This is a genomic window from Actinomadura sp. NPDC023710 (genome assembly GCF_040639875.1).
In the GTDB taxonomy this organism is placed as follows: Bacteria; Actinomycetota; Actinomycetes; order Streptosporangiales; family Streptosporangiaceae; genus Spirillospora; species Spirillospora citrea.
In genome coordinates, this window is the sequence record NZ_JBFAGB010000035.1 from 65,280 (window position 1) to 88,268 (window position 22,989).

Below are 22,989 nucleotides of genomic sequence, written 5' to 3' on the forward strand. Positions count from 1 at the left end.
GTTCGGGCGCACCCGGACCGCAAGGCGGTATTCCAACTTCCCAAAATCGTCCGCGCATCCTCTAACATAGGGCGGTGCCGTTCCGCCCACGAGCAGACCCGTCGACTGGCTGGTGACCCCTTGTCCCAGGATTCAGCTGCCCCAACACCTCCGTCCGAAGGTGATCCGGCCGGACGGCTGATCGATTATCCGCGCCGCGGCGGGCCCACGGTCCTGCGCATTCTCCTCGGCGCGCAGTTGCGGCGGCTGCGCGAGTCGCGCGGCATCTCCACCGAGCAGGCGGGCTACGAGATCCGCGGCTCGCACTCCAAGATCAGCCGGATGGAGCTGGGCAGGGTCGGCTTCAAGGAGCGCGACGTCGCCGATCTGCTCACCCTGTACGGCGTCTCCGATCCCGCGGAGCGGGCCCCGCTGCTGGCGCTCGCCAAGGAGGCCAACACCCCCGGCTGGTGGCACCGGTACGGCGACATCCTCCCGAGCTGGTTCGAGGTGTACCTGGGGCTGGAGGAGGCCGCCTCCCTGCTGCGCACCTACGAACTGCAGTTCGTGCCCGGGCTTCTGCAGACCGAGGACTACGCGCGCGCCGTCGTCCGGCTCGGGTACTCCGACGCCAGTGACGAGGAGGTCGAGCGCCGCGTCCAGGTCCGCACCACCCGGCAGGAGCGGTTCACCTCCCCCGAGGCGCCGACCCTGTGGGCCGTGCTGGACGAGGCGGTCGTGCGCCGTCCGCTCGGCGGCCGCGAGGTGATGCGTGAACAGATCCGGCACCTGATCGAGGTGTCGGAACTGCCCAACGTCACGCTGCAGATCGTGCCGTTCGGCGCGGGAGGGCACGCCGCCGCGGGAGGCCCGTTCACCATCCTGCGCTTCGCCGAGCCCGGCCTGTCCGACGTCGTCTACCTGGAGCAGCTCACCAGCGCGCTCTACCTCGACAAGCCGACCGACGTCGACACCTACATGCGCGCGATGAACAACCTGTGCATCACCGCCGAGCGTCCCGACGAGACCTCGCGCTACCTCACCAGGGTCCTGGACGAGCTGTGACCCGTGCGCCTCAGGGCGCGCCGCCTTCCAGGACGCGCTGGTCCCGGCTGCGGCTCCCGCCGCGGAACTCCGCGATGACCTCGCCGCCGGGGACGCGGCGGACCGTGACGTCGTAGATGCCGCTCCGCCCGTACCGGGTGCGTTCGACCGCGGTCGCTTCCAGGACGTCACCGCCGCGCGCGCTCGCGACGAAGACCACGTCGGCCGACGCCGCGACCGTCACGGAGTCATAGGTGTTGCACGCGTAGGCGAAAGCCGAGTCGGCGAGCAGGAACAGGTAGCCGCCGTGAGCGATCCCGTGCCCGTTCACCATGGCGCCGGCCACCGTCATCCGCAGCCGCGCCCGCCCCGGTGCGATCTCGGTGATCTGCATGCCGAGGTCCTGCGCCACCCTGTCCTGCGCGTACATCGTCTCGGCGCACCGCCGCGCCACCTCCGCCGCATCATCCACCACGCCAGGGTAGTGATCCCGAGAAGGGCGGCTCCGACCCGCGGGTTGCAGAAGAGCGCCCTTATGGCGATGGCAAAGTGAGGGGAAACCATGCTGTACGGCAATGAACACGTCGAGCGGTACCAGGAGACCGACGGCGCGGAGGGACACGACTGGCAGGGCACCGTCACCCTCCTGCTCACCACCACCGGGCGGCGCAGCGGCAAGGAGCGCACGACGCCGCTCATCTACCAGCCGGAAGGCGACGCCTACCTCGTCGTGGCGTCCAAGGGCGGGGCGGACGCCCCGCCGCTCTGGTACCTCAACCTCCGGGACAACCCCGAGGTGAAGGTGCAGGTGAAGGGCGACAGGTTCACCGCTCGGGCCCGCACGGCGACGCCGGAGGAGAAGCCCGCCCTGTGGCGGAAGATGACCGCCACCTGGCCGGACTACGACGAGTACCAGAAGAAGACGGACCGCGACATCCCCGTCGTCGTCCTCGAACGCGCCTGAGGCGCCGGACCGCGCGGTTCACTTTCGCGCCACGGCCGGGACGTGTAGCGTCGGCGTAGAACATCCATTCGACCGCCGTCCGTCCGAAGCAGCCGAGGTGCCGAGGTGCCGACGTCCCAGAGTGCTGACGCCAGAGACAGGGCTGACACCGAACACCGGGCCGGCGCGGCGAATCGGGCCGACGGGAGCGGGCAGGCGAAGGCGGACGGCGGGCCCGGCGCCGAGGCTCTCCCGCCCCGGCTGCTGAAACGCTGGGAGATCGGCGCGCCGGAGGTGACGACCCCGCCGGCCACCGGGCAGGGCCACCGGAGCTGGCGCGTCGACACGGCCGGCGGCGCGTTCTTCCTCAGGGAGCACGCTGGCGCCGACCGACGCCGCGTGCTGTTCCAGCACGGCGTCACGGCCGCGCTCGACGCGGCCGGTCTTCCGGTGCTCGCGCCCGTGCCGGCCCGCGGCGGGCGCACGCTGGTCACCGCCGCCGGCCGCGGATACGCCCTGTACCCGTGGGTCGGCGGCCGCGGCCGCGGCGGCCTGGAGCTGACGTTCGCCCAGTGCGAGGCCCTCGGCGAGCTGCTCGGACGGCTGCACGCCGCGCTCGACGAGCTCACGCCGCCCGTCCAGCAGAGCATGCTCGTGCCGGCGCCGCGGGCCGCCGACGCGGCCGCGGCCGTCGAGGCGACGCTGCGCGACGTCCCGGACGGCGGGGGCGGCACCGACTTCGACGCGCTGACCGCGCGCCGCCTTCGCGAACGCCGCGATCTGCTCACCGAGTTCGCCGGGCACCAGCCGCCCGACGTCGAGGTGAGCACGGTCGGGCACCTGCACGGCTCCTTCCACGCCGAGCACCTGCGCTACGGCGGGTCGGGCAACGTCACCGCCGTGCTCGGCTGGGGCGGCCTCACCACGGGCCCGGTCGCCGGGGAGGTCGTGCGCTCGGCGGCACGGCTGTTCGCCTGCGAGGACGAGCGCGGCCTCGATCTCGACCGCGTCCAGGCGTTCGTGCGCGGGCACCGCTCCGCCTTCCCGCTGGACGCCGGGCAGATCCAGTCGGCCGTGCACCGCGAATGGTGGGAGCGGCTCTGCGACGTCGCGCCGCTGCGGCACCGCTACCTGGGCGGGGACGGCGCGGGCGAGCGGGGTCCCGCCACACTCGTGAGCTGGTGGTCGGCCCACCTCGACCGCACCCTCGACGCCTTCGCCGTGCCCTACACCGCCGTGTACGCCGACGCGCCCGGTGACAGCCCCGCCTACGGCTGACCGGCCCGGCCGGCCACCGCCCGATCGGACGGCGCGGCGAGGCATTCCCGCCTCCGGACGGGTAGGGGTTCCTGCGGATGCGCATCAGGCCGTGATGTGCGAATGTTGTCCCCGCACCATTCTGTATCAAGCAGTCCAAAAGGAGGGGCAGATGACTCAGGTCGCAGTGCTCGGCACCGGGATCATGGGCGCCGCGATGGCCCGCAACCTGCTGAGGAACGGCCACGGGGTCGCCGCCTGGAACCGCACGGCCGCCCGCGCGGAACCGCTCGCCGCCGACGGCGCCGCCGTCGCGGCCTCCCCCGCCGACGCCGTCCGGGACGCCGACGTGGTCATCACCATGCTGAACGACGGGGAGACGGCCCTGGCGGTGATGAACGACGCCGCGCCCGCGCTGCGCGCCGGGCAGGTCTGGGCGCAGATGGGCACGGTCGGCGTCGCGGACGTGCCCGCGCTGGCGCGGCTCGCCGCCGACCACGGGCTGACGTTCGTCGACTCCCCCGTCCAGGGCACCAGGCAGCCCGCCGAGCAGGGCAGGCTCGTCGTCCTCGCCGCCGGGCCGCAGGACGCGCGCAAGGCCCTGGGGCCGGTCTTCGACGCGGTCGGCGGCAAGACGGTGTGGCTGGACGAGGACGGCGCGAGCGGCGCGGGCACCCGGCTCAAGCTGGCCGCCGTGAGCTACGCCATCTCGCTGACCTCGGTCGTCGCCGAGTCGGTGGCGCTGACCAAGGGCTTCGGACTCGATCCGTCCCTGCTCGGCGAGGTCCTCACCGGCGGCCCGCTCGACAGCCCCTACCTGCAGACCAAGATGAAGGCGATGCTCGACGGCGACTTCGAGCCGAGCTTCGCCGTCCGCAACGCTGAGAAGAACACCCGGCTCATCCACGACTCCGCCGAGGCGGCAGGCGTCCGCGTCGACGTGAACGACGCGGCGGGCGAGCGTTTCCGGCGTGCCATCGAGCAGGGGCACGGCGACGAGGACATGGCCGCCACCTACCGCGCCAGCTTCGCGGACTGACCCGGGCCGGCACCGGGCGCGCCGGTGCGCGCGCCGGGCGGCGCCGGGGTCAGGATGGTGGCATGGACGTACTGAGCAGCCGCATCCTGCTTCGCTCCGGCGACCCGGCGCGCACCCGGCGCTTCTACCGTGACGTGCTGGGCCTCGCCGTGTACCGGGAGTTCGGCCCGGCCGACTCTCCCGGCGTGGTGTTCTTCCTCGGTCCGGGCTTCCTGGAGGTGTCGGGGCACGGCGACGGCGGGGCCGGGGCGTCGCCGATGCTCTGGCTCCAGGTCCGCGACGTCCGGGCCGAGCACGAACGGCTCGCGGCCGCCGGTGCCCGCGTCACGCGGGAGCCGCGGGAGGAACCGTGGGGACTGGTCGAGATGTGGATCGAGGACCCCGACGGCGTCAAGATCGTTATTGTGGAGGTGCCGGCGGGGCACCCTCTCCGCCGCGACCCGCGCTCCTGACCCGGCGGTGACGATGACCGGCGACTACTGGAACCACAACACGCACTACCACGGCGTCGTGCTGCGCAACGTGCCGCGCGGGTGCGGGGAGGCGCTGGACGTCGGCTGCGGGGACGGCCTGCTGGTGCGCCGCCTCGCGCCCCGCGCGACGCATGTCACCGGTCTCGACCGGTCGCCGGACATGGTCGCCGAGGCGGCGCGGTCGAGCAGGGGCGCCGGCAACGTCGACTTCGTCGAGGCGGGTCTCCTCGAATACGACCTGCCGGAGGACTTCTACGACTTCGTCTGCAGTGTCGCCGCGATCCACCACATGGACTTCGCCAAGGGCCTGTCGGCGATGCGCGGCGCCGTCCGGCCGGGCGGCAACCTCGTGGTCATCGGGCTGGCGAACAACAAGGGGCTCCGTGACCGGGCGTACGCGGCCACCGGCCTCCCCGCGCACTACGTCCACCGGCTCCGCAACCGGGGGCGCGCGGGCAACCCCGGCGCCCCGGTCATGGATCCCGACATGACGTGGGGCGAGGTCCGGGACGAGGCACTGCGGCTGCTGCCCGGCGCCGTGTTCCGCAGGCACCTGCTGTGGCGCTATTCCCTCGTGTGGCGCAAGCCGTGCTGAGCCCGCCCGGACACCACAAAACTGGAAAACACTGGAAGTGTCGGGAAGTACCTGTACTGTCTGCCGCATGTCCCGGTCCCCCGGCGTCCCGTCCCCCGACGAGCTGGAGACGCGCATCGCCGAGCTGCGCGCAGCCGTGCGCCGGGCCATGGCCGCCGGCGACCGGGCGCGGGCCCGTGAACTGCGCTCTGAGCTGCGCAGCACCGAGACCGCGTGGGACGACGCCGTCCTCGGCGACACCACCGGGTCCGGCGGCCGCCGCGACGAGGACGACGGCCCGCGCGGCCTGCTGCCCGTCCGGGAGCAGGTCCACCAGGCGCTCACCCTGCTCGGGGCGCCCGCCGCGCCGAAGCTGATCGGATCGGTGTACGCGGCGTTCTTCCCCGGCCGGATCCCGGGGAGCCGCCTGACGAGCCTGCGCCGCGACGAGGAGCGCTCCTTCCGCACCGCGCCGTACGCGCGCCCGTACTACCTGTGCGCCGCGCTGACCGCCGACCTGCTCGCGCCCGCGCGCGGGCTGCTCACCGTGAGCACGTGGCCGCTGGAGCAGCGCATCGTCGGGCCCCTCAGCCCGCGCACCGACTTCCTCACCTGCGCGCTGCGGCTGGCCGAGCACGCCGGGCGCGGGACGCCGTCGCCGGACGTGCAGCGGCTCCTGTGGCGTTTCGCGTCCAACATTCCCGGTGCGGTCACCGGTACGGTCGGTACAGTCGATCCGGCCGTGCTCGCCGAGGCCGCCCGGGCCGAACTGGACGTGCACCGCGACCCGGACCGGCGGCGGCGCGAGTCGGCCGCGGCACGCGCCCGGGAGCGGCTCGACGACGCCGAACGGCTGTTCGGCACCCGGCTGCGGGCCCTGCGGGATCCCGGCCGGCGCCCCGCCATCAACGGAGAGACGGACCGATGACCGACACCGCGCCGGACCTGGACCGGCTGCGCGGCGACGCGCCCCCGCGCAACCACGACGCCCGCACGATCGCCGCGCTCACGTCCAATCCGGGCTGCGCCCGCCGCGGGGTGATGGACGCGGCGGGAGTCGACAAGGACGCGGTGGCGCGCGCCCTGGGGTTCCCCGCGCCGTTCGGCCAGTCCCAGTTCGCGATCACGCGCGGGAACGCGTTCGAGGCGCAGGTGAAGGCGGACGGCTGCGCGGAGCTGCTGACACTGCTGCGCGAGCGGATCGGCCTCGCCGTTCCCGAGGTCGCCTACGACGACCTCGAGGTGGTCGCGGGCAACGAGGGCCGGGAGCTGCGGCACTCGCGCACGCGGCGGCTGGTCGCCCGCGCGCTGGAGACCGGCGAGGGGACGCTGTTCGACCATCCGCTGCTGCGGCTGGAGATCGGCGGGCGGCCCGCCTACCTGGAACCGGACGTGATCGCGTTCCAGCTCGAAGGCCGGATGCACGTCATCGAGATCAAGTCGTTCGCGGTCGTGGACGGGCAGGCCGAGCCGGAGCAGGTCGCGGCGGCGGCCCGCCAGTCGGCGGTGTACGTGCTGGCGCTGCGGCGGCTGGCGGCGGAGCTCGGGCACGACCCGGCGCGCGTGTCGCACGAGGTGTTCCTCGTCTGCCCGGAGAACTTCTCGAACCGTCCCACGGCGACGCCGCTGGACGTGCGGCCGCAGCTCGCCGTCCTGGAACGGCAGCTCACGCGCCTCACCCGCGTCGACGCCATCCTCGCCGAACTGCCGGACGACCTGTCGTTCGAGCCCGGGGAGGCGCTCGCGGAGTCCGTGCGGGCCGTCGAGGCGCGGTACGCGCCCGAGTGCATGGCGGGCTGCGAGATGGCGCTGTTCTGCCGGGACGAGGCGCGGGCGTGCGGCGCGACGGGCGCGCTCGGCCGGTCCGTCCGCGACGACCTCGGCGGCGTCGACACGATCGGCGCCGCGCTCGCGCTGGCGGACGGGTCGCTGCATCCCTCCGACGACCTGGCCGAGACGGCCGAGCAGCTGCGCGCCGCGGCCCGGCTGCGCGACGAGGCGCTGCACGGGGCCGCGTGATCCGCCCATGACTGCGCTGTCCTCGCTCGCGCGGTTGCAGGCGGTGTCCGCCGGGATCGCGCAGCCGCTCGCGACCGTGCGGCACTGCCATGTCTCCGGCGCCCCGCTCGTGCTCGTCCCGCTGAAGCTCGCCGGGGAGGCGGCGGCACCGCTGGCCGTGATGCTCGGCAGCGCGCCGGACGACGCGACGGTGCTCGTGGTCCCGCAGCCGCGCAACCGCGACCTGCGGTTCGCCTTCGCGGCGACCCTCGCCAAGCTCGTCCTGAACCACATCGAGACGAGCCGGGGCCCGGTGGAGGAACTGCCGCCCGGCAAGGACGGGGAGGAGCGGATCCGGTACGGGGACGCGCCGCAGCTGCTCGTGCCGAACCGGGGCGGCGTCGCGTTCCTGCGGATGGTGGGCCGGTCGACGCGGTTCCGCAGCACCGAGGGCCCGTACGCGGTGGACCCGGCGGTGCCGGTGCTCGGCCGATGGCTGACCTGGTTCGCCGACCGCCACGACCATCCGGGGTCGTCCCTGCTCGGGGCGGTGACGGAGCTGCTGCGGCTGCACTGGGCGACCGGGCAGAGCTCGCTGGAGGACGGCAACCTCGCCGCGCTGATCGGCTGGATCGAGCCGCCGGACGGCCTCGACGGCCCGGCCGCGGCGGCCCGCGCCGAGGACCCCGTCGTCTGCCCGCCCGCGGGCCCGACGACCGACCCGACCTTCGACAACGAGGTCCTCGCCCCCGCGATCGCCGCCTACGACCGGTCGGGCGGGGCCCCCGCCACCGAGGAGCGGCTGCGCGCCGCGGTCGCGAGCCAGCTGACCCCGACCTGGGAGCTGATGTGGCGGGCCGTCGGGCTGCTGCGCGCGCTGCCGGAGGCGGCGAGCGTCCCGCGCCGCTGGGAGCGCGACCGGGACGCCTTCACCTATTACCACCAGACGTTCGGCGAGGCGTATCCTCAGGCGCGCCGCGACCCGCCCGTCCGCGCGGCGCGGCGGCTGCACGACCTCGAACGCGCGCAGGACGCCTACGACGCGCAGCGAGCGTTCGACGACCCCCTGGTGATGGCCGAGCACCGGCTGGCCGGCCAGGCGTTCGGGGGGACGGTCACCGAGTGCGACCCCGCCCGGCTGGACGAGACGGGCAAGCGGCCGAAGCTGCGCCCGCTGCTGCGGGTCGGCACCCGGGACCCGGTGCGGCTGGACGCCGGCACGACCGTGTGCAGTGCCGCCAGACCGGCGCTCAAGGGGAGGATCGTGGAGTTGGACGACGGCGGCGTGCTGCTGGAGCTGACCGGCGGGATGGGCCGCAAGCTCACCCCCGAGGCGGGCTCCGTCCCCGAGGTCGGCGACCGGGTGTGCTTCACCTCGCTGACGGAGGGCTCGTTCGGCGCGGCGAGGTTCCCCGACCGGGAGGACACGCCGTGGACGCACGGCGGGCCGCCCGTCGAGTACGTGCCGACCGACGAGGACGCCGAAGAGGAATGGTCGTGACCGGATACGCGGGCCGTCACCTGGCGCCGGTGGCGGCGCGGGACCCGGAGCCGTCCCTCGATCCCGGCGTCGCCGCGGCGCGGGTCGTGGACGGCGTCCTGGCCGACCTCGGCGGCGGGCACCGCGGCGTGGTGGTCGACTCCCCGCCGGGCGCGGGCAAGTCGACGCTGGTGGTCCGCGCGGCCGCGCACCTGGCCGAGGCCGGCGAGCGGCTGATGATCGTGGCGCAGACCAACGAGCAGGTCGACGACCTCATCGACCGGATCGCCGCGAAGCACCCCGGCATCACGCTGGGACGGCTGTCGGCGTCGGGCTACCTGCCGTCCGAGCGGGTCATGGCGCACCCGTCGGTACGGGTGGCGCAGAAGGCCGACGACCTCGCCGAGCACACCGTCGTCATCGCGACGGGCGCGAAGTGGGCCACGCTCTCGGACGGGTCGTGGCCGTGGGCGATCGTGGACGAGGCGTACCAGATGCGCTCGGACCTGCTACTGCGCATCGCCGGGCGGTTCGAGCGGGCGCTGTTCGTCGGCGACCCCGGCCAGCTCGACCCGTTCTCCACCGTCGAGGTCGAACGCTGGGCGGGCCTGACCTGGGACCCGATGCGCAGCGCCGTGTCGGTCCTGCTGGCGCACAACCCGGAGCTTCCCGTCCACCGGCTGCCGGTGTCATGGCGGCTGCCCGCGTCGGCGGCGCCGGTGGTCTCGGAGGCGTTCTACCCGTTCACCGGATTCCGCGCCGGGACGGGGCCGGGCGACCGGAGGCTGGAGTTCGCCGCGCGCGGCATGGGCACCACCTACGACCACGCGCTCGAAGAGGCGGCGGCCACCGGCTGGGCCCTCTACGAGCTGCCCGCCCGGCACACGCTGCGCACCGACGCCGAAGCCGTCCGCGCGACGGCGGCGCTCGCCGTCCGGCTGCTGCAACGCGGCCCCGTCGCCCACTCCGAGCTGGGCTCTGCCCCGGTGGACGCCGCGCGCGTCGCGATCGGGGCGGCCCACCGCGACCAGGTCACCGCGATCCGCGCCGCGCTCGGGCCGCACGGCGAGGGCATCACCGTCGACACCGCCAACCGGCTCCAGGGCCGCGAGTACGACGTGACGGTCGTGCTGCACCCGCTGTCGGGGCGCCGCGACGCGACCGCGTTCCACCTGGAGTCGGGGCGGCTGTGCGTGCTGGCGTCGCGGCACCGCCACGCGTGCGTCGTGGTGGCGCGGGCGGGCATCCCCGAACTGCTGGACGCGCATCCGTCCGCCGAGCCGGTGCACCTCGGCGTGCCGGTCAAGTTCCCGGACGGGTGGGAGGCGAACCAGTCGGTCCTGGCCCACCTGGCCGAGCACCGCGTCGCCGGCGGCTAGCCCGGGAACCGCCGGCGCTCGGGAGGGTCCGGTCAGGCTGGTCCGGCGGTCGCGGCCCAGCGCCCGCGGTTCCGGCTGATGGTGATCGGATGGTCGAAGCACGCGCTGACCAGCTCGGTCGTGAGGACGTCGTCGGCCGGGCCGGAGGCGAGCACCCTGCCCTCGCGCAGCAGCAGCGCGTGGCTGGTGCTGACGGGCAGCTCCTCCAGATGGTGCGTGACGAGCACGGTGGTCAGGTCGGGCCGCCCGGCGCGCAGCTGGTCGAGGCCGGCGAGCAGCCGCTCACGGGCGGCGACGTCCAGCCCCGTGGCGGGCTCGTCGAGCAGCAGCAGCGGCGGGTCGGGCATCAGCGCCCGCGCGATCAGCGCGCGTCCCCGCTCCCCCTGCGACAGGTTCGGCCAGCGGGCGTCCGTGCGGGGCGTGAGGCCCATCAGCGCGATCAGCTCGTCCGCCCGGCGCAGGTCCTCCGCGGCCGGCGTCCAGCGGGGCACGAGCTCGATGGTGCCCGTCACGCCGGTCAGGACGATCTCGCGCACCGTCCGCGCCGACTCCAGGGGGTGGCGCGGGTCGACCTGCCCGATCAGCCTGCGCAGCTCCCGGACGTCCACGCGGCCGAGCCGGCGCCCGAGGATCTCCGCCGTGCCGCGCGTCGGGTGGGTGTAGGCGCCGAGGATGCCGAGCAGCGTGCTCTTGCCGGCCCCGTTCGGGCCGATCAGCGCCCAGTGCTCGCCGCGCAGCACCGTCAGCGTGACGCGGTCGAGCAGCGGCCGCCGCTCGCGCACCAGATCGATCTTGTCGGCGTTCAGCACGACATCGGGCACGGGACCTCCCGTTCGAGAGCACGGAATGAGGGCACGCGGAGGGATGTGCGGCGTGCGGACGCGGGAGACCGGGGTCGCCGGGGCGGATGCGTCGGTGAAGGGTCCTCAACGTACCCGAACGCCGCGGCCTGGTACGAGCGAGGCGTCCGGACGGATACTGTGAGAGCCGGTGCCTCAGCGATCGGGGAGGGACATGGAGGACCTCGGCTTCATGTGCGCCCGCTGCGGCGGCGAGGTGCACGACGTGACGCACAACCGCGAGGGCTCGCTCGACGGCGTCGGCTACCGCCACAACCGGCGGGTGGAGCCGTGGGACCACGAGCTCGAGCTCGCGGTCGGCGAGCCCGCCCCGCTCGACCAGGTGTGCGACTTCTGCGGCGTGGCCGCGCCGCGCTGGCTCTACTACCCCACGCTCGACCCCGACGACACCGACATGTTCGAGGTCGAGCTGGACACCACGCACCTGTCGGACGACGACACCGCCGTGGCCGTTCTCAACATGCTCTACCCCTGGTACGGGTGCGACACGTGCTCCGTCCTCGTCGCCGACCGCAACGTCGACCTTCTCATCGACCGGGCCCTCGACCGCACCCCCGTCCCCGCGGACGGTCCCGTCGACGAGGACACCGCCCGGGCCCGCCTGCGGGGCTCCCTCTCGGTCTTCTTCACCACCCGTCCGGGCAGGCCGCAGCCTTCCCGGGCGGTGTAGCGCGGGCGGCGCCCGGCTACCCCCGGGGGGTGGGTTGTCGGTGGGGCTCAATATGATCGGTCCCGTTTTGGTTTGACGGTTGTGAGCACGGGGGACAAGAAATGATCATCGAGAGGCGGTTCCACGGGCCGGACGGGTCCGGGAACGGCGGGTACGTGGCGGGGCGCCTGGCGGGGAGGGTGCCGATCGACACGGTGACGGTGACGCTGCGGCGGCCGCCGCCGCTGGACACCGAGCTCCGCGTCACGGTCGAGGACGAGCGCGGGCACAGCGCGCGGCTGTGGGACGGCGACCGGCTCGTCGCCGAGGCGCTCGCGGGAGCGATCGTGGTGCCGCCCATCGCGGCGGTGCCGTTCGAGGAGGCGTTGACGGCGGCGGAGAAGTACCGGACGGCGGAGAACCACCCGTTCCCGGGCTGCTTCGTGTGCGGGCCGGAGCGCGAACCCGGTGACGGGCTGCGGCTCGAACCGGGGCCCGTCTCCGAGGGCACCGTCGCGTCGCCGTGGATCCCCGAGCGGGTGCCCGAGCGGGAGCTGGTGTGGGCCGCGCTGGACTGCCCCGGCGGCTGGTCGTTCGACGTGGCGGGCCGCCCGGCGGTCCTCGGCACGATGACGGCGCAGGTCATGGACGTGCCGGAAGCCGGTGAGCGATGCGTCGTGATGGGTCTCGCGCGCAGCCGCGAGGGCCGCAAGATGCACGCGGCGACCGCCCTGTACGGGGCGGACGGGCGGCTGCTGGGCCGCGCCGAGCAGATCTGGATCGAGGTCGATCCCGAGACGTTCGGGCGCTGACCATCCGGCCGACGATCCGACGGTGCAGCCGCCCGGGTCCGCCCGTTTCGGCGAACTGTGTCGTCCGACACTGTCACTCGCGCCGGATCCGCTGTTCAATCTGAGCTTCCGCGGAAAACGGGAGGCGGATCGATGCGCGGAGACGGGTTGCTCATCGTGGGACTGGCGGCGCTGACCGTGTACATCGGGGCTTACTGGGAGCACGCCCGCCGCGCCGCGGTGGACATGGGGCGTGGCCGTCGGAGGGTTCTCACGCCGCGGCGGATCGCGGCGAGGAAGCGCGACCAGGTCCTGGTGTCCGCCTCGGTGGCGGCGCTGGCGCTGGCGCTGGTCCTCGTGGTCGGCCTCCGCTGAGCCCGGACGGCGCGGCCGCCCGGGCCCGGTCGGTCAGGGACCGGTGAACAGGGGGTCCTCCCAGTCAACTCCGTTGAGGGAGCGGCCCTGGTCCGGGGGGTTGCCGCCCGGGGCCGGATGGCCGCCGGTGGTCGAGGCCGGCGTCCCGTTCGGGGCGGGAGGCGGGTTCGGGACGGGGTTCGGGACGGGGGCCCCGAGGGGCACCGGCGCGCCGGGGCGGGCCGGGGTGCCGCCCGGGAAGGGGCCGCCGATCGGGGGCGGACCCGGCGGCATGCCGGGCGGGGGCCCCGGGTGGCCGCCGCCGGACATCCGCCCGCCGGGCGGGAAGTTCGACGAGAGCGTGTTGTGGGTGAGCTGGTCGATCTGGCGCCGGGCGCGGTCGGCCTCGGCGCGGGCGGCGTCGCGCTCCTCGGCGAGGGCGGTGAGCGCGGCCTGCTGCTCGGCGACCGACTGCGACAGCTGCCGCAGCTGCACCGCCTGGTCGTTGACCTTGGTGTTCAGCTCGTCCCGCTCGGCCGTCGCGGCCGTGGCCTGCGCCTGCGCGGCTTCGCGCTCCTTGGCGGCCTCGTCGGCGCGGGCGTTGGCGCGGACGAGCTCCGCCTCGGCCTCCGACTGCGCGCGCAGGGCGGTGGTGCGCTCGGCCTCGGCCTTGCTGGCGGCCTGCATGGCGCGCTGCCGCTGGGCCTCGGTGTCGCGCATGGCGTTGCGCAGGTCCTCGGCGCCCTGCTTGGCGACCGCGGCCTCCACGCGCTGCGCCTCGGCGGCGCCCTCCGCCTCGGCGAGCTTGGCGTGCAGGCCGACGAGCTCGGCCCGCGCGGCCTCCAGCGCGGCGAGCAGCTCGGTCTCCCGTGCCGCGACCCGGTCGCGCTCGCTCTCGGCCGCGAGCTTGGCCGTCATGGACTGCTGCGCGATCTGGTGGGCCTCCTCCCACGCCTGCTGCGCCGCGTCACGCTTGGCGGTGGCGAGCTTGGCCTCCTCGCGGGCGCGCCCGGCGTCTCCCTCGGCCGTCTCGGCGCGCTTGCGGGACGAGACGGCCTCGTGCCACGCCTCCTCGGCCTTGCGCTGGGAGGCGTCGCGCTCGCTCTGCGCGATGGCGAGCTCGCGGGCGGCCTCGGCGCGCACCTCGGCGACGCGGCGCTCCACGCCGGCGACGCTCAGCTCGGAGGTCAGCGACTCGGCGAGCGCGTCGGCGGCCCGCTCCATCCGCTCGACGAGCTCCCACGCCGACGCGACCTGCCCGGTGAGGCCCGGCGCGTCCCGGCCGCGGTCGCGGCGCTCGCGCGCCTCGCGGGCGCAGGCGCCCTCGTTGTCCTGGCAGTAGCGGACGGTGCGGGCGGCGCCGACCGGCTGCGGGACGGGCCTACCGCAGTTGGCGCACGGCCAGACCGTGACCGGGTCGCCCATGCGCGCGACCGCGGTCTCGGCGGGCGCCCCTGACACCGTGCCCTCGTACGCCGAGCCCTCGGAGACCGCGCCCTGGGGAGCCGCGGCCATCTCCTGGGGGCCGCTATTGTCGCGCTCATCGCTGTTAGGCATGGAATGAACCTTACGCACCCCTGCGCATCACTGCAGTGACTTGGGTGGTACATGTGGGGGCGCCCACTTCGTGGAGAAGTGAGCGGCGAAAGCGTCGGTGGCCTCGATGAGGCGGTCGCGCGTGCCGGGTTCGCCGCCGCCGTGCCCGGCGTCCTCGACGATGTGGAACCTCGCCTCCGGCCACGCGCGGTGCAGGTCCCACGCCTGCTCCAGCGGTGTCTTCATGTCGTAGCGCCCGTTCACGATCACGGCGGGGATGTGCCGGACGCGGTCCACGCCCGCGAGCAGGCCCCCGGCCGGGAGGAAGCCCCCGTTCGCGATGTAGTGGTGCATGATGCGGGCGAAGGCCACCGTCACCGCGTCGTCCAGCTCCGGCGGCGGGACGGGCAGGAGCGTGTTGGCCGCCAGCTCCCACGCGGCCCAGGCGCGGGCGGCGGGAACGTGGACGGCCGGGTCCGGGTGGCCGACGCGGCGTCCGTAGGCGGCCAGCAGGTCGTCCCGCTCGGCGGGCGGGATCGCGTCCCGGAACGCCTCCCACTCGGCCGGGAAGAGACGCGCCGCACCGGTCGCGGCCAGCCCCCACGCCTCGTCCCACGGGCGGACGAGCCAGATGCCGCGCAGCACCATCGCGCTGACCCGGCCGGGATGCGCCTGCGCGTACGCGAGCGCCAGGGTGCTCCCCCAGCTGCCCCCGAACACGAGCCAGCTCTCGATCGACAGGTGCTCGCGCAGGCGCTCGATGTCGGCCACCAGGTGCGGCGTGGTGTTGTGGTCGAGGGACACCGCCGGGTCGCCGGCGCAGGGCAGGCTCCGCCCGCAGTTGCGCTGGTCGAACAGCACGATGCGGTACCGGGACGGGTCGAAGAACCGCCGGTGGTCGGGCAGGACGCCGCCTCCGGGCCCGCCGTGCAGGAACACCGCGGGCAGTCCGTCCGGATTGCCGCAGGTCTCCCAGTGGACACGGTTGCCGTCGCCGACGTCCAGCAGCCCGGAGTCGTACGGCTCGATCGGTGGGTAGTACTCCCGCGAGGCCATGTCCCAGTATCACCCGAATATGATCACGCGTCGGCCCGCCGCCCCCGCGCCCGCGCCCGCGCCCGCATGACCCGCTACCCTCCCGGCATGACGCAGCCGACGTGCACGCAGTGCGAGGGCGACGACCTCGAATTGGGCTTCATCGAGGACGCGGGCGAGTCCTCCCGCGGTTACGCCCGCTGGATCCTCGGGCCGCTGGAGAAGGGCGTCTTCGGCGGGGCCAAGCGCATGGGCCGGCCCCGCTGGCAGATCGACGCGCTGCGGTGCCGCCGGTGCGGGCACCTGGAACTGTTCGCGCGCATCCCCGCCTAGAGCTGGGCCATCGCCTTGCGGATGCGCTTGTCGGAGACGGGGAAGCGGGTGCCGAGCTGCTGGGCGAAGAGGCTGACCCGCAACTCCTCCAGCATCCAGCGGATCTGCCGCGCCGGCTCCTCCTCGCGCCGGGCCGGATGGAGCCGGCGCAGGGTCTGGTCGTACTCCTGCGTCAGGACCTCGACCTGGTGCGCGAGCATGCGGTCGCGCCCCGGGTTCTCGGGGAGCTTGTCGAGCCTGACCTGCAGGGCGCGCAGGTAGCGCGGCAGATCCGGCAGCCGGGCCCAGCCGGTCGCGGTGACGAACCCCGGCCGGACGAGCGTGCCGAGGTGGCCGCGGACGTCGGTGAGCGCCGGGACCAGGGTCAGGCTCGCCGTGCCGCGCAGACGCCGGTCGATCTCGTGCGCCTCGGCGAGGATGCGCTCGACCAGGCCGACGATCTGGGCCGTAGCGTCGTGCAGGTCGGCGCGGACCCGGTCGTACAGGGCGCGGTAGCCGTCCTCGTCCCACGCGGGTCCGCCCGCCTCGGCGATGAGCCGGTCGGCGGCGGCGGTGACGCAGTCGTCGAACAGCGCCGCGACGGAGCCGTGCGGGTTGTGGCTGAGCGCCAGCTTGCCCTGGTTGGTCAGGCGGCCCTGGATGAGCTTCGCCGGCGACGGCGCGTTCAGCAGGATCAGCCGCCGCGTGCCGAGCCACATCGCGCGCCGCTGCTCGGCCTCCGTCTCGTACATGCGGACGGCGACGGTGTCGCCCTCGTCGGTGAGCGCGGGATAGGCCTTGACGTCGTAGCCGGCCTGGTTGCGCTCGTAGGTGCGGGGCAGCTCGCCGAGCGTCCACGCGGTGAGCCCGGACCGCTCGATCGTGGAAGCCGCCTTGGACAGCGTCCCGCGCACCTTCCCGGCTAGGCGGCGTTTCAGTTCGTCCAGGTCGGTGCCCTCGCCGAGGGACCGGCCTGCCGCGTCCACGACCCGGAAGGTGATGCGCAGGTGGGCGGGCAGCCGGGACGGGTCCCACGCCTCGCGTGCGACCGGCACGCTCGTCATCGCCGTCAGCTCGCGCTCCAGGGCGTCCAGCAGGGGCTCGGTGCGCGGTGCGACGCGGTCGAGGATCTTGCGCGCGTAGTCGGGCGCCGGGACGAAGTTGACGCGCAGCTGCTTCGGCAGCGACCGGATCAGCTCGGTGACCAGTTCGGTGCGCAGGCCCGGCACCTGCCAGTCGAAGCCGGCCGGCCGCACCTGGTTGAGGACCTGGACGGGGATGTGCAGGGTGACGCCGTCGGCGTCGGTGCCCGGCTCGAACTGGTAGGTGAGGCGCAGCCGCAGGGCGCCCTGCTGCCACACGTCCGGGTAGTCGGACTCGCTGACGCCGCCCGCGGACTCGTTGATGAGCATCGACTTCTCGAACCCGAGCAGGTCGGGGTCGGCGCGCCGGGCCTTCTTCCACCAGGCGTCGAAGTGCCGCCCGGACACGACGTCCTCGGGGATCCGCGCGTCGTAGAAGTCGAAGAGGGTCTCGTCGTCGACGAGGATGTCGCGGCGCCTGGCGCGGTGCTCCAGCTCCTCCACCTCGTCCAGCAGGGCGCGGTTGTCGTGGAAGAACCGGTGATGGGTCTCCCAGTCGCCCTCGACGAGCGCGTGCCGGATGAACAGCTCGCGTGACAGCGCCGGATCGATGGCGCCGTAGTTGACGCGGCGGTCGGCGACGATCGGGACCCCGTAGAGGGTGACCTTCTCGCGTGCCATGACGGCCGCCTGCTTCTTCGACCAGTGCGGCTCGCTGTAGTTGCGCTTCACCAGGTGCTGCGCGAGGGGCTCGACCCACTCGGGCTCGATCCGGGCGTTGATCCGCCCCCACAGCCGGGAGGTCTCGACCAGCTCGGCCGACATCACCCAGCGCGGCGGCTTCTTGAACAGCGACGACCCCGGGAACACCGCGAACTTCGCGCCCCGGGCGCCGAGGTACTCCTGCCCGCGCCGCTGCTTGTCCTTCTTGTCGACGTCCATCAGGCCGATGTGGGAGAGCAGGCCGGCGAGCAGCGAGGTGTGGATGCGGTCGGGCGGCGCGTCGGCGGTGTTGAGCGTGACGCCGAGCGACTTGGCGACCTGCTTGAGCTGGCCGTGCAGGTCCTGCCACTCGCGGATGCGCAGGTAGTGCAGGAACTCGTTCTTGCACATGCGGCGGAACGCGCTGCCCGACAGCTCCGCCTGCTGCTCGCGCAGGTGGTTCCACAGGTTCAGGTAGGCCAGGAAGTCGGAGCCGGGGTCGGCGAACCGGCGGTGCCTCTCGTCGGCGGCCTGCTGGTTGTCGGCGGGGCGCTCGCGCGGGTCCTGGATGGACAGCGCAGCCGCGATGATCAGGACCTCGCGGACGCAGCCGTTGCGGTCGGCCTCCAGGATCATGCGCCCGAGCCGGGGGTCGACGGGCAGCTGGGCGAGCCGGCGGCCGAGCTCGGTGAGGCGCTTGCGCGGGTCCTTCTCGGCCGGGTCCATCGCGCCGAGCTCGTGCAGCAGGTCCACGCCGGCCTTGACGTTGCGGCGGTCCGGCGGCTCAACGAACGGGAAGGCGGCGATGTCGCCGAGGCCGAGCGCGGTCATCTGCAGAATGACCGACGCGAGGTTGGTCCGCAGGATCTCCGGCTCGGTGAACTCCGGGCGGGACTCGAAGTCCTCCTCGGAGTACAGCCGGACGCACACGCCCTCGGAGACGCGGCCGCAGCGGCCCTTGCGCTGGTTCGCCGAGGCCTGCGACACCGGCTCGATCGGGAGCCGCTGGACCTTCAGCCGGTGGCTGTAGCGGGAGATGCGCGCGGTGCCGGGGTCGACGACGTACTTGATGCCGGGGACCGTCAGCGACGTCTCCGCGACGTTGGTGGCGAGCACGACCCGCCGCCCCCGGTGCGGCTGGAACACCCGGTGCTGCTCGGCCGACGACAGCCGCGCGTACAGCGGCACGACCTCGGTCGTCCCCCTCTGCCGGGTGAAGTGCTTGGTGAGCGCGTCGGCGGTGTCGCGGATCTCCCGCTCGCCGCTGAGGAACACCAGGACGTCGCCGGGCCCCTCGCGGCCGAGCTCGTCGACCGCGTCGACGATCGCCTGGACCTGGTCGCGGTCGGGGTCGGCCGACGGGTCGTCCGGGTCGGTGACGGGGCGGTACCTGACCTCGACCGGATAGGTGCGCCCGGACACCTCCACGATCGGCGCGTCCCCGAAGTGCGCGGAGAACCGCTCCGGGTCGATCGTGGCGGAGGTGATGATCACCTTGAGGTCGGGGCGCCTGGGCAGGATCTCCCTGATGTAGCCGAGGAGGAAGTCGATGTTCAGGCTGCGCTCGTGCGCCTCGTCGATGATGAGCGTGTCGTACTGGCGCAGCAGCCGGTCGGTCTGGATCTCGGCGAGCAGGATGCCGTCGGTCATCAGCTTCACGAGCGTGTCGTCGCTCGACCGGTCGGTGAAGCGCACCTTGTAGCCGACCGCGTCGCCGAGCTCGGTGCCGAGCTCCTCGGCGATGCGGTCGCCGACCGTCCGCGCGGCGAGCCGCCGCGGCTGGGTGTGGCCGATGGAGCCGAGCACGCCCCGGCCCAGTTCGAGACAGATCTTGGGGATCTGGGTGGTCTTGCCGGAGCCGGTCTCGCCCGCGACGATCACGACCTGGTGGTCGCGGATCGCGGCGAGGATGTCGTCCTTCTTCTTCGACACCGGCAGCTGCGCCGGATAGGTGATCGCGGGCACGGCGAGGCGCCGCCGCTCGACCCGCCGCTCGGCGGCCTCGACGTCGGCGGCGATCTCCTCGGCGACCCTGGCCCGGCGCGCGGCGTCCCGCGTCTTCTGGGCGCCGTCGATCCTGCGGCGCAGCCGGTGCTGGTCGCGCAGCATCAACTGCGGCAGGCGCGCGCGCAGGCCGGCGAGCGGCGATTCCACACTCGTCCCCATAACCATCGACAAGGATAGGGTTCCAGGCCCCCCGGGCCCCACTGACCCCACGACCTTCGCACCGTAGCCGGAACACGCCGCGTGGGGCGATCCATTATCCGGCCCTTACAACGCCGGGCCGGGAGAGCGCATTCCATCGTCCGCGGCCGCATTCCGTACCTGATCCTTCACCCAAAGCCACTGCACCGCCCCTTGTCCGTCATTCATGATTAGGAGACGTGGAGACCCCGATCGCCGCCGGGCGCTACCGGATCGACAGCCATCTCGGATCTGGCGGCTTCGCCTCGGTCTGGCGGGGGCACGATCCCGACCTCGACTCCCCCGTCGCCATCAAGATCCTGGCCGGGCACTGGACGCTGCGCACCGACGTGCGGGACCGGTTCGTCCAGGAGGCGCGGCTGCTGCGCCGCGCCGACTCGCACCGGCTGGTGCAGGTCTTCGACATCGGGGAGCTGCCGGACGGCCGGCCCTACTTCGTGATGACCTACGCCGACCGCGGCACGCTGGCCGAGCGGCTCGCCGGCGGGCCGCTCCCGCCGGGCGAGGCCCTGCGCACCGCGCAGGAGATCATCCGGGGTGTACAGGAGCTGCACGACCTCGGCATCGTGCACCGCGACCTGAAGCCGTCCAACGTGCTGCTGCGGTCTGCGCCCGGCGGCGGCGAGCGCATCATGATCGCCGATCTCGGCATCGCGCGCACCGGGGAGCACCTGTCGAGGCTGACGCTCCCCGCCGGCTCGCCCGGATACATGGCGCCCGAGCAGACGCTGGTGGACGGCGCGCCGGACCGCCGCGCGGACGTCTACGGGCTGGGCGCGCTGACCCACCACCTGCTGACCGGCGAACCGCCCGCCGTGCCGCCGCGCCCGCCCGGTCAGACCCGGGCCGCGATCTCGTCCGGGGTCAGCGCGGCCGTGATGCGCGCGCTCCATCCCGACCGGGACAAGCGCTGGGCGTCGGCGGCGGACTTCGGGGCGGCACTGGCACGAACCTCCGGGGAGACGCGCACCGGCGCTTTCGCCCCGAGGAGGCGTCCGCCGGGAAAGCGCTCGCGCGGCCGGCGGCGGGCGGTCGCGGGAGCCGGGGCGGCCGCCGCGGTGGCACTGGCCGCCGTCGCGTTCGTGGGGCTCCCCCACCGGGGCGACGGCGGCACGGCGCCGGAGGAGCGGAACCGGCAGTGGCTGCGGGCGGGATCGGACGTCCCCGCCCGCTACCGGGACCTGATCGTCCAGGCCGGGACGTGGTGCGAGCTGCGCGGGCTGAGCCCGACGCTGATCGCGGCGATGCTGAAGGCGGAGAGCGGCTTCGACCCGCACCTGTCCGACCCGGCGCACGACGAGTACGGCATCGCCCGGTGGACTCCGCACGTCCTGGCGTTCTGGCAGCCCGGCGGGCTCGACAACCCCGAGCCGAGGCCCGCCCAGATCACGCCGGAGCTGTCGATCCCCGCGATGGGGCGGTTCCTGTGCTACTGGGGGAAGGACCTGAAGGACCTTCCGGGCGACCCGGCGCTGAACCTCGCCGCCGCCTACCGCACCTCGGCCACGACGGTGGTGAAGACGGGCGGCGTCCCGGCCAGGACCCGGCCCTACGCGGAGCAGGTGAGCCGGTACATGGACGGCTACCGGCCCCAGTGAGGCGCGGGCGCCGGTCAGCCCGCTCCGTACACCGGTTCGGGGTCGGGGGTCTTCGCCAGGAGGTCCCTGACGACGTCGCCGACCTCGGCCGGGTCCCACCTCGCGCCCTTGTCGGCGGCGGGGCCGTGGCGGAAGGCGTCCATCACGCAGATCCTGCCTCCCTCGGCCTCGAAGACCCGCCCGGTGACGTCCCGCGACTGCGCGGAGCCGAGCCAGACGACGAGCGGCGAGACGTTCTCGGGCGCCATGGCGTCGAACTCGCCCTCGGCGGGCGCGGCCATCGTCTGCGCGAAGACCTCCTCGGTCATCCGGGTGCGGGCGGCGGGCGCGATCGCGTTGACCATCACGCCGTACCGGCCGAGCTCGGCGGACGCCACGAGCGTCAGCCCGACGATGCCCGCCTTCGCGGCGGAGTAGTTGCCCTGGCCGACGCTGCCGAGAAGCCCGGCGCCGGAGGAGGTGTTGACGACGCGCGCGTCCACGGCGCGGCCGGCCTTGCTCTCGGCCCGCCAGTGACGCCCGGCGTGCTTGAGCGGCAGGAAATGGCCCTTGAGGTGCACGCGCATGACGGCGTCCCACTCGTCCTCGCCGAGGTTGACCAGCATCCGGTCGCGCAGGAACCCGGCGTTGTTGACCAGGGTGTCCAGCCGCCCGAACGTGCCGGTCGCCGCGGCGACGAGCGCGGCGGCGCCCTCGTCGGTGGCGATGTCGTCGGTGCTGGCGACCGCCCGTCCGCCGAGCGCCTCGATCTCCCGCACGACGTCGTGGGCGGGGCCCTCGGAGGCGTCGCCGGTGCCGTCGCGCGCGACGCCGAGGTCGTTGACGACGACGAGGGCGCCCTGCCGGGCGAACTCCAGCGCGTGCGCGCGGCCGAGGCCGCGTCCGGCGCCGGTGACGGCGACCACCCGGTCCTTGCAGATCATCGCGTTTCCTCCTTGTTGGCGGTGGCGGCGTCCAGGAAGGCGGGGCGCTCTCCCCCGCCGTGCACCTGCATCGACGAGCCGGTCACGTAGGACGCCAGGTCGGACGCCAGGAACACGCAGGCGGCGCCGATGTCGTAGGGGTCGGCGAGTCGGCCGAGCGGGACGGTCCTCGCCACCGCCGCGACGCCGTCCTCGTCCCCGTAGTGCAGGTGCGCCAGCTCGGTCCGGACCATGCCGAGGATCAGCGTGTTGACCCGGATGTGCGGCGCCCACTCGACCGCCAGGGACTGGGTGAGGTTGTGCAGCCCCGCCTTGGCCGCGCCGTAGGCGGCGGTGCCCGGCGACGGGCGCACCCCGCTCACGCTGCCGATGTTGATGACCGAGCCGCCGCCCCGCCTCATGATCAGCGGCCGCAGCGCGCGGGCCATGATCAGCGGCGCGGTCAGGTTCAGCTCCATGATCTTGACGTGGGTGCGCAGGGCGCCGTCCGCCACCGGCAGGTACGGGGCGCCCCCCGCGTTGTTGACGAGCACGTCCGCGCGGTCGAGGTCGTCCGCGAAGGCCTGTACGGCGTCGGGGTCGCGCACGTCCAGCGAGACGAACCGCGCGGTCCGGCCGCCGGCCTCGGGCACCGAGTCCGGCTCGCGGCGGGCGACCGCGACCACGTCGGCGCCCGCCTCCAGGAAGGCGCGGCTGATCCCGGCGCCCACCCCGCGCACGCCCCCCGTCACCACGACGGTCCTGCCCTCCAGGTCGAGCGTCAGCGACATGCCGCC

The 22,989-nt window shown here is 74.0% G+C and carries 22 protein-coding genes; 15 read left to right on the forward strand and 7 right to left on the reverse strand.

All coding sequences use genetic code 11. The annotated features are described in order from the left end of the window. The first annotated feature begins 177 nt into the window (after positions 1 to 177). Complete coding sequence (locus AB0H37_RS33135; RefSeq protein ID WP_179838629.1) at positions 178 to 1,044, forward strand: helix-turn-helix transcriptional regulator; 867 nt, start codon at positions 178 to 180, stop codon at positions 1,042 to 1,044. Positions 1,045 to 1,054: 10 nt separating this feature from the next. Here the strand turns inward: AB0H37_RS33135 and paaI are convergent, their stop codons facing one another. Further along, positions 1,055 to 1,495 (reverse strand): hydroxyphenylacetyl-CoA thioesterase PaaI, encoded by a 441-nt coding sequence (gene paaI, locus AB0H37_RS33140; protein ID WP_329091854.1) that lies wholly within the window; start codon positions 1,493 to 1,495, stop codon positions 1,055 to 1,057. 90 nt (positions 1,496 to 1,585) lie between these two features. Here paaI and AB0H37_RS33145 point away from each other — a divergent pair, with 90 nt between their 5' ends. The 9 genes from AB0H37_RS33145 to AB0H37_RS33185 all read left to right on the forward strand — a co-directional run bounded on the left by AB0H37_RS33145 (position 1,586) and on the right by AB0H37_RS33185 (position 10,166). Then, on the forward strand, positions 1,586 to 1,987 hold the full coding sequence (locus tag AB0H37_RS33145; RefSeq protein WP_329091856.1) for a nitroreductase family deazaflavin-dependent oxidoreductase: 402 nt from the start codon (positions 1,586 to 1,588) through the stop codon (positions 1,985 to 1,987). 105 nt (positions 1,988 to 2,092) lie between these two features. Then, complete coding sequence (locus AB0H37_RS33150) at positions 2,093 to 3,244, forward strand: phosphotransferase (RefSeq protein WP_360616783.1); 1,152 nt, start codon at positions 2,093 to 2,095, stop codon at positions 3,242 to 3,244. A 151-nt stretch (positions 3,245 to 3,395) separates the two neighbouring features. Beyond that, positions 3,396 to 4,262 (forward strand): NAD(P)-dependent oxidoreductase, encoded by an 867-nt coding sequence (locus AB0H37_RS33155; RefSeq protein WP_179834366.1) that lies wholly within the window; start codon positions 3,396 to 3,398, stop codon positions 4,260 to 4,262. 62 nt (positions 4,263 to 4,324) lie between these two features. After that, positions 4,325 to 4,714: a VOC family protein gene (locus AB0H37_RS33160; protein ID WP_179834365.1), complete on the forward strand. Its 390-nt coding sequence runs from the start codon at positions 4,325 to 4,327 to the stop codon at positions 4,712 to 4,714. Between the two features lie 13 nt (positions 4,715 to 4,727). Then, entirely contained in the window at positions 4,728 to 5,330 is a 603-nt protein-coding gene (locus AB0H37_RS33165) for a class I SAM-dependent methyltransferase (protein ID WP_360616784.1), read from the forward strand. Positions 5,331 to 5,397: 67 nt separating this feature from the next. Further along, the gene (locus AB0H37_RS33170; RefSeq protein ID WP_179834363.1) at positions 5,398 to 6,237 is read left to right on the forward strand and encodes a hypothetical protein; all 840 of its coding nucleotides are present in this window, start codon (positions 5,398 to 5,400) and stop codon (positions 6,235 to 6,237) included. Further along, positions 6,234 to 7,328: a hypothetical protein gene (locus tag AB0H37_RS33175; protein WP_179834362.1), complete on the forward strand. Its 1,095-nt coding sequence runs from the start codon at positions 6,234 to 6,236 to the stop codon at positions 7,326 to 7,328. Before AB0H37_RS33170 ends, AB0H37_RS33175 begins: the two co-directional genes overlap by 4 nt. A 7-nt stretch (positions 7,329 to 7,335) precedes the next feature. After that, positions 7,336 to 8,808, forward strand: coding sequence for a hypothetical protein (locus AB0H37_RS33180; RefSeq protein ID WP_360616785.1), 1,473 nt, complete (start codon positions 7,336 to 7,338; stop codon positions 8,806 to 8,808). Beyond that, positions 8,805 to 10,166, forward strand: coding sequence for an AAA family ATPase (locus AB0H37_RS33185; RefSeq protein WP_360616786.1), 1,362 nt, complete (start codon positions 8,805 to 8,807; stop codon positions 10,164 to 10,166). The genes AB0H37_RS33180 and AB0H37_RS33185 overlap by 4 nt, the downstream gene beginning before the upstream one ends. Positions 10,167 to 10,198: 32 nt before the next feature. Here the strand turns inward: AB0H37_RS33185 and AB0H37_RS33190 are convergent, their stop codons facing one another. Next, the gene (locus tag AB0H37_RS33190; RefSeq protein WP_360616787.1) at positions 10,199 to 10,987 is read right to left on the reverse strand and encodes an ATP-binding cassette domain-containing protein; all 789 of its coding nucleotides are present in this window, start codon (positions 10,985 to 10,987) and stop codon (positions 10,199 to 10,201) included. A gap of 193 nt (positions 10,988 to 11,180) precedes the next feature. Here AB0H37_RS33190 and AB0H37_RS33195 point away from each other — a divergent pair, with 193 nt between their 5' ends. From AB0H37_RS33195 to AB0H37_RS33205, 3 genes are all read left to right on the forward strand, one after another. Further along, positions 11,181 to 11,696: a hypothetical protein gene (locus AB0H37_RS33195; RefSeq protein ID WP_179834358.1), complete on the forward strand. Its 516-nt coding sequence runs from the start codon at positions 11,181 to 11,183 to the stop codon at positions 11,694 to 11,696. A gap of 101 nt (positions 11,697 to 11,797) precedes the next feature. Continuing rightward, a complete protein-coding gene (locus AB0H37_RS33200; protein ID WP_329091868.1) occupies positions 11,798 to 12,487 on the forward strand; it encodes a hypothetical protein in 690 nt (229 codons plus the stop codon). Between the two features lie 132 nt (positions 12,488 to 12,619). After that, on the forward strand, positions 12,620 to 12,841 hold the full coding sequence (locus tag AB0H37_RS33205) for a hypothetical protein (protein WP_360616788.1): 222 nt from the start codon (positions 12,620 to 12,622) through the stop codon (positions 12,839 to 12,841). 33 nt (positions 12,842 to 12,874) lie between these two features. Here AB0H37_RS33205 and AB0H37_RS33210 read toward each other — a convergent pair whose 3' ends face one another. Both AB0H37_RS33210 and pip read right to left on the reverse strand, forming a co-directional pair. Continuing rightward, positions 12,875 to 14,377 (reverse strand): chromosome segregation ATPase, encoded by a 1,503-nt coding sequence (locus tag AB0H37_RS33210; protein ID WP_360616789.1) that lies wholly within the window; start codon positions 14,375 to 14,377, stop codon positions 12,875 to 12,877. 27 nt (positions 14,378 to 14,404) lie between these two features. Beyond that, the gene (gene pip / locus AB0H37_RS33215; RefSeq protein ID WP_360616790.1) at positions 14,405 to 15,412 is read right to left on the reverse strand and encodes a prolyl aminopeptidase; all 1,008 of its coding nucleotides are present in this window, start codon (positions 15,410 to 15,412) and stop codon (positions 14,405 to 14,407) included. Positions 15,413 to 15,499: 87 nt separating this feature from the next. Here pip and AB0H37_RS33220 point away from each other — a divergent pair, with 87 nt between their 5' ends. Then, positions 15,500 to 15,724, forward strand: coding sequence for a hypothetical protein (locus tag AB0H37_RS33220; RefSeq protein WP_360616791.1), 225 nt, complete (start codon positions 15,500 to 15,502; stop codon positions 15,722 to 15,724). Here AB0H37_RS33220 and hrpA read toward each other — a convergent pair. Then, positions 15,721 to 19,653 carry an ATP-dependent RNA helicase HrpA gene (gene hrpA / locus AB0H37_RS33225; RefSeq protein WP_360616792.1) on the reverse strand — a complete coding sequence of 1,311 codons (3,933 nt, stop codon included), beginning with the start codon at positions 19,651 to 19,653 and terminating at the stop codon, positions 15,721 to 15,723. The two genes, AB0H37_RS33220 and hrpA, sit on opposite strands and share 4 nt — an antisense overlap. Positions 19,654 to 19,871: 218 nt before the next feature. Between hrpA and AB0H37_RS33230 the strand changes: the two genes are divergently transcribed. After that, positions 19,872 to 21,290 (forward strand): serine/threonine-protein kinase, encoded by a 1,419-nt coding sequence (locus AB0H37_RS33230; protein ID WP_360616793.1) that lies wholly within the window; start codon positions 19,872 to 19,874, stop codon positions 21,288 to 21,290. Between the two features lie 14 nt (positions 21,291 to 21,304). On the opposite strand, the gene AB0H37_RS33235 is transcribed toward AB0H37_RS33230, so the two are convergent. Further along, a complete protein-coding gene (locus tag AB0H37_RS33235; RefSeq protein ID WP_360616794.1) occupies positions 21,305 to 22,213 on the reverse strand; it encodes an SDR family oxidoreductase in 909 nt (302 codons plus the stop codon). Continuing rightward, the gene (locus tag AB0H37_RS33240) at positions 22,210 to 22,983 is read right to left on the reverse strand and encodes an SDR family oxidoreductase (RefSeq protein ID WP_329091884.1); all 774 of its coding nucleotides are present in this window, start codon (positions 22,981 to 22,983) and stop codon (positions 22,210 to 22,212) included. Before AB0H37_RS33240 ends, AB0H37_RS33235 begins: the two co-directional genes overlap by 4 nt. Between the last annotated feature and the right edge of the window lie 6 nt (positions 22,984 to 22,989).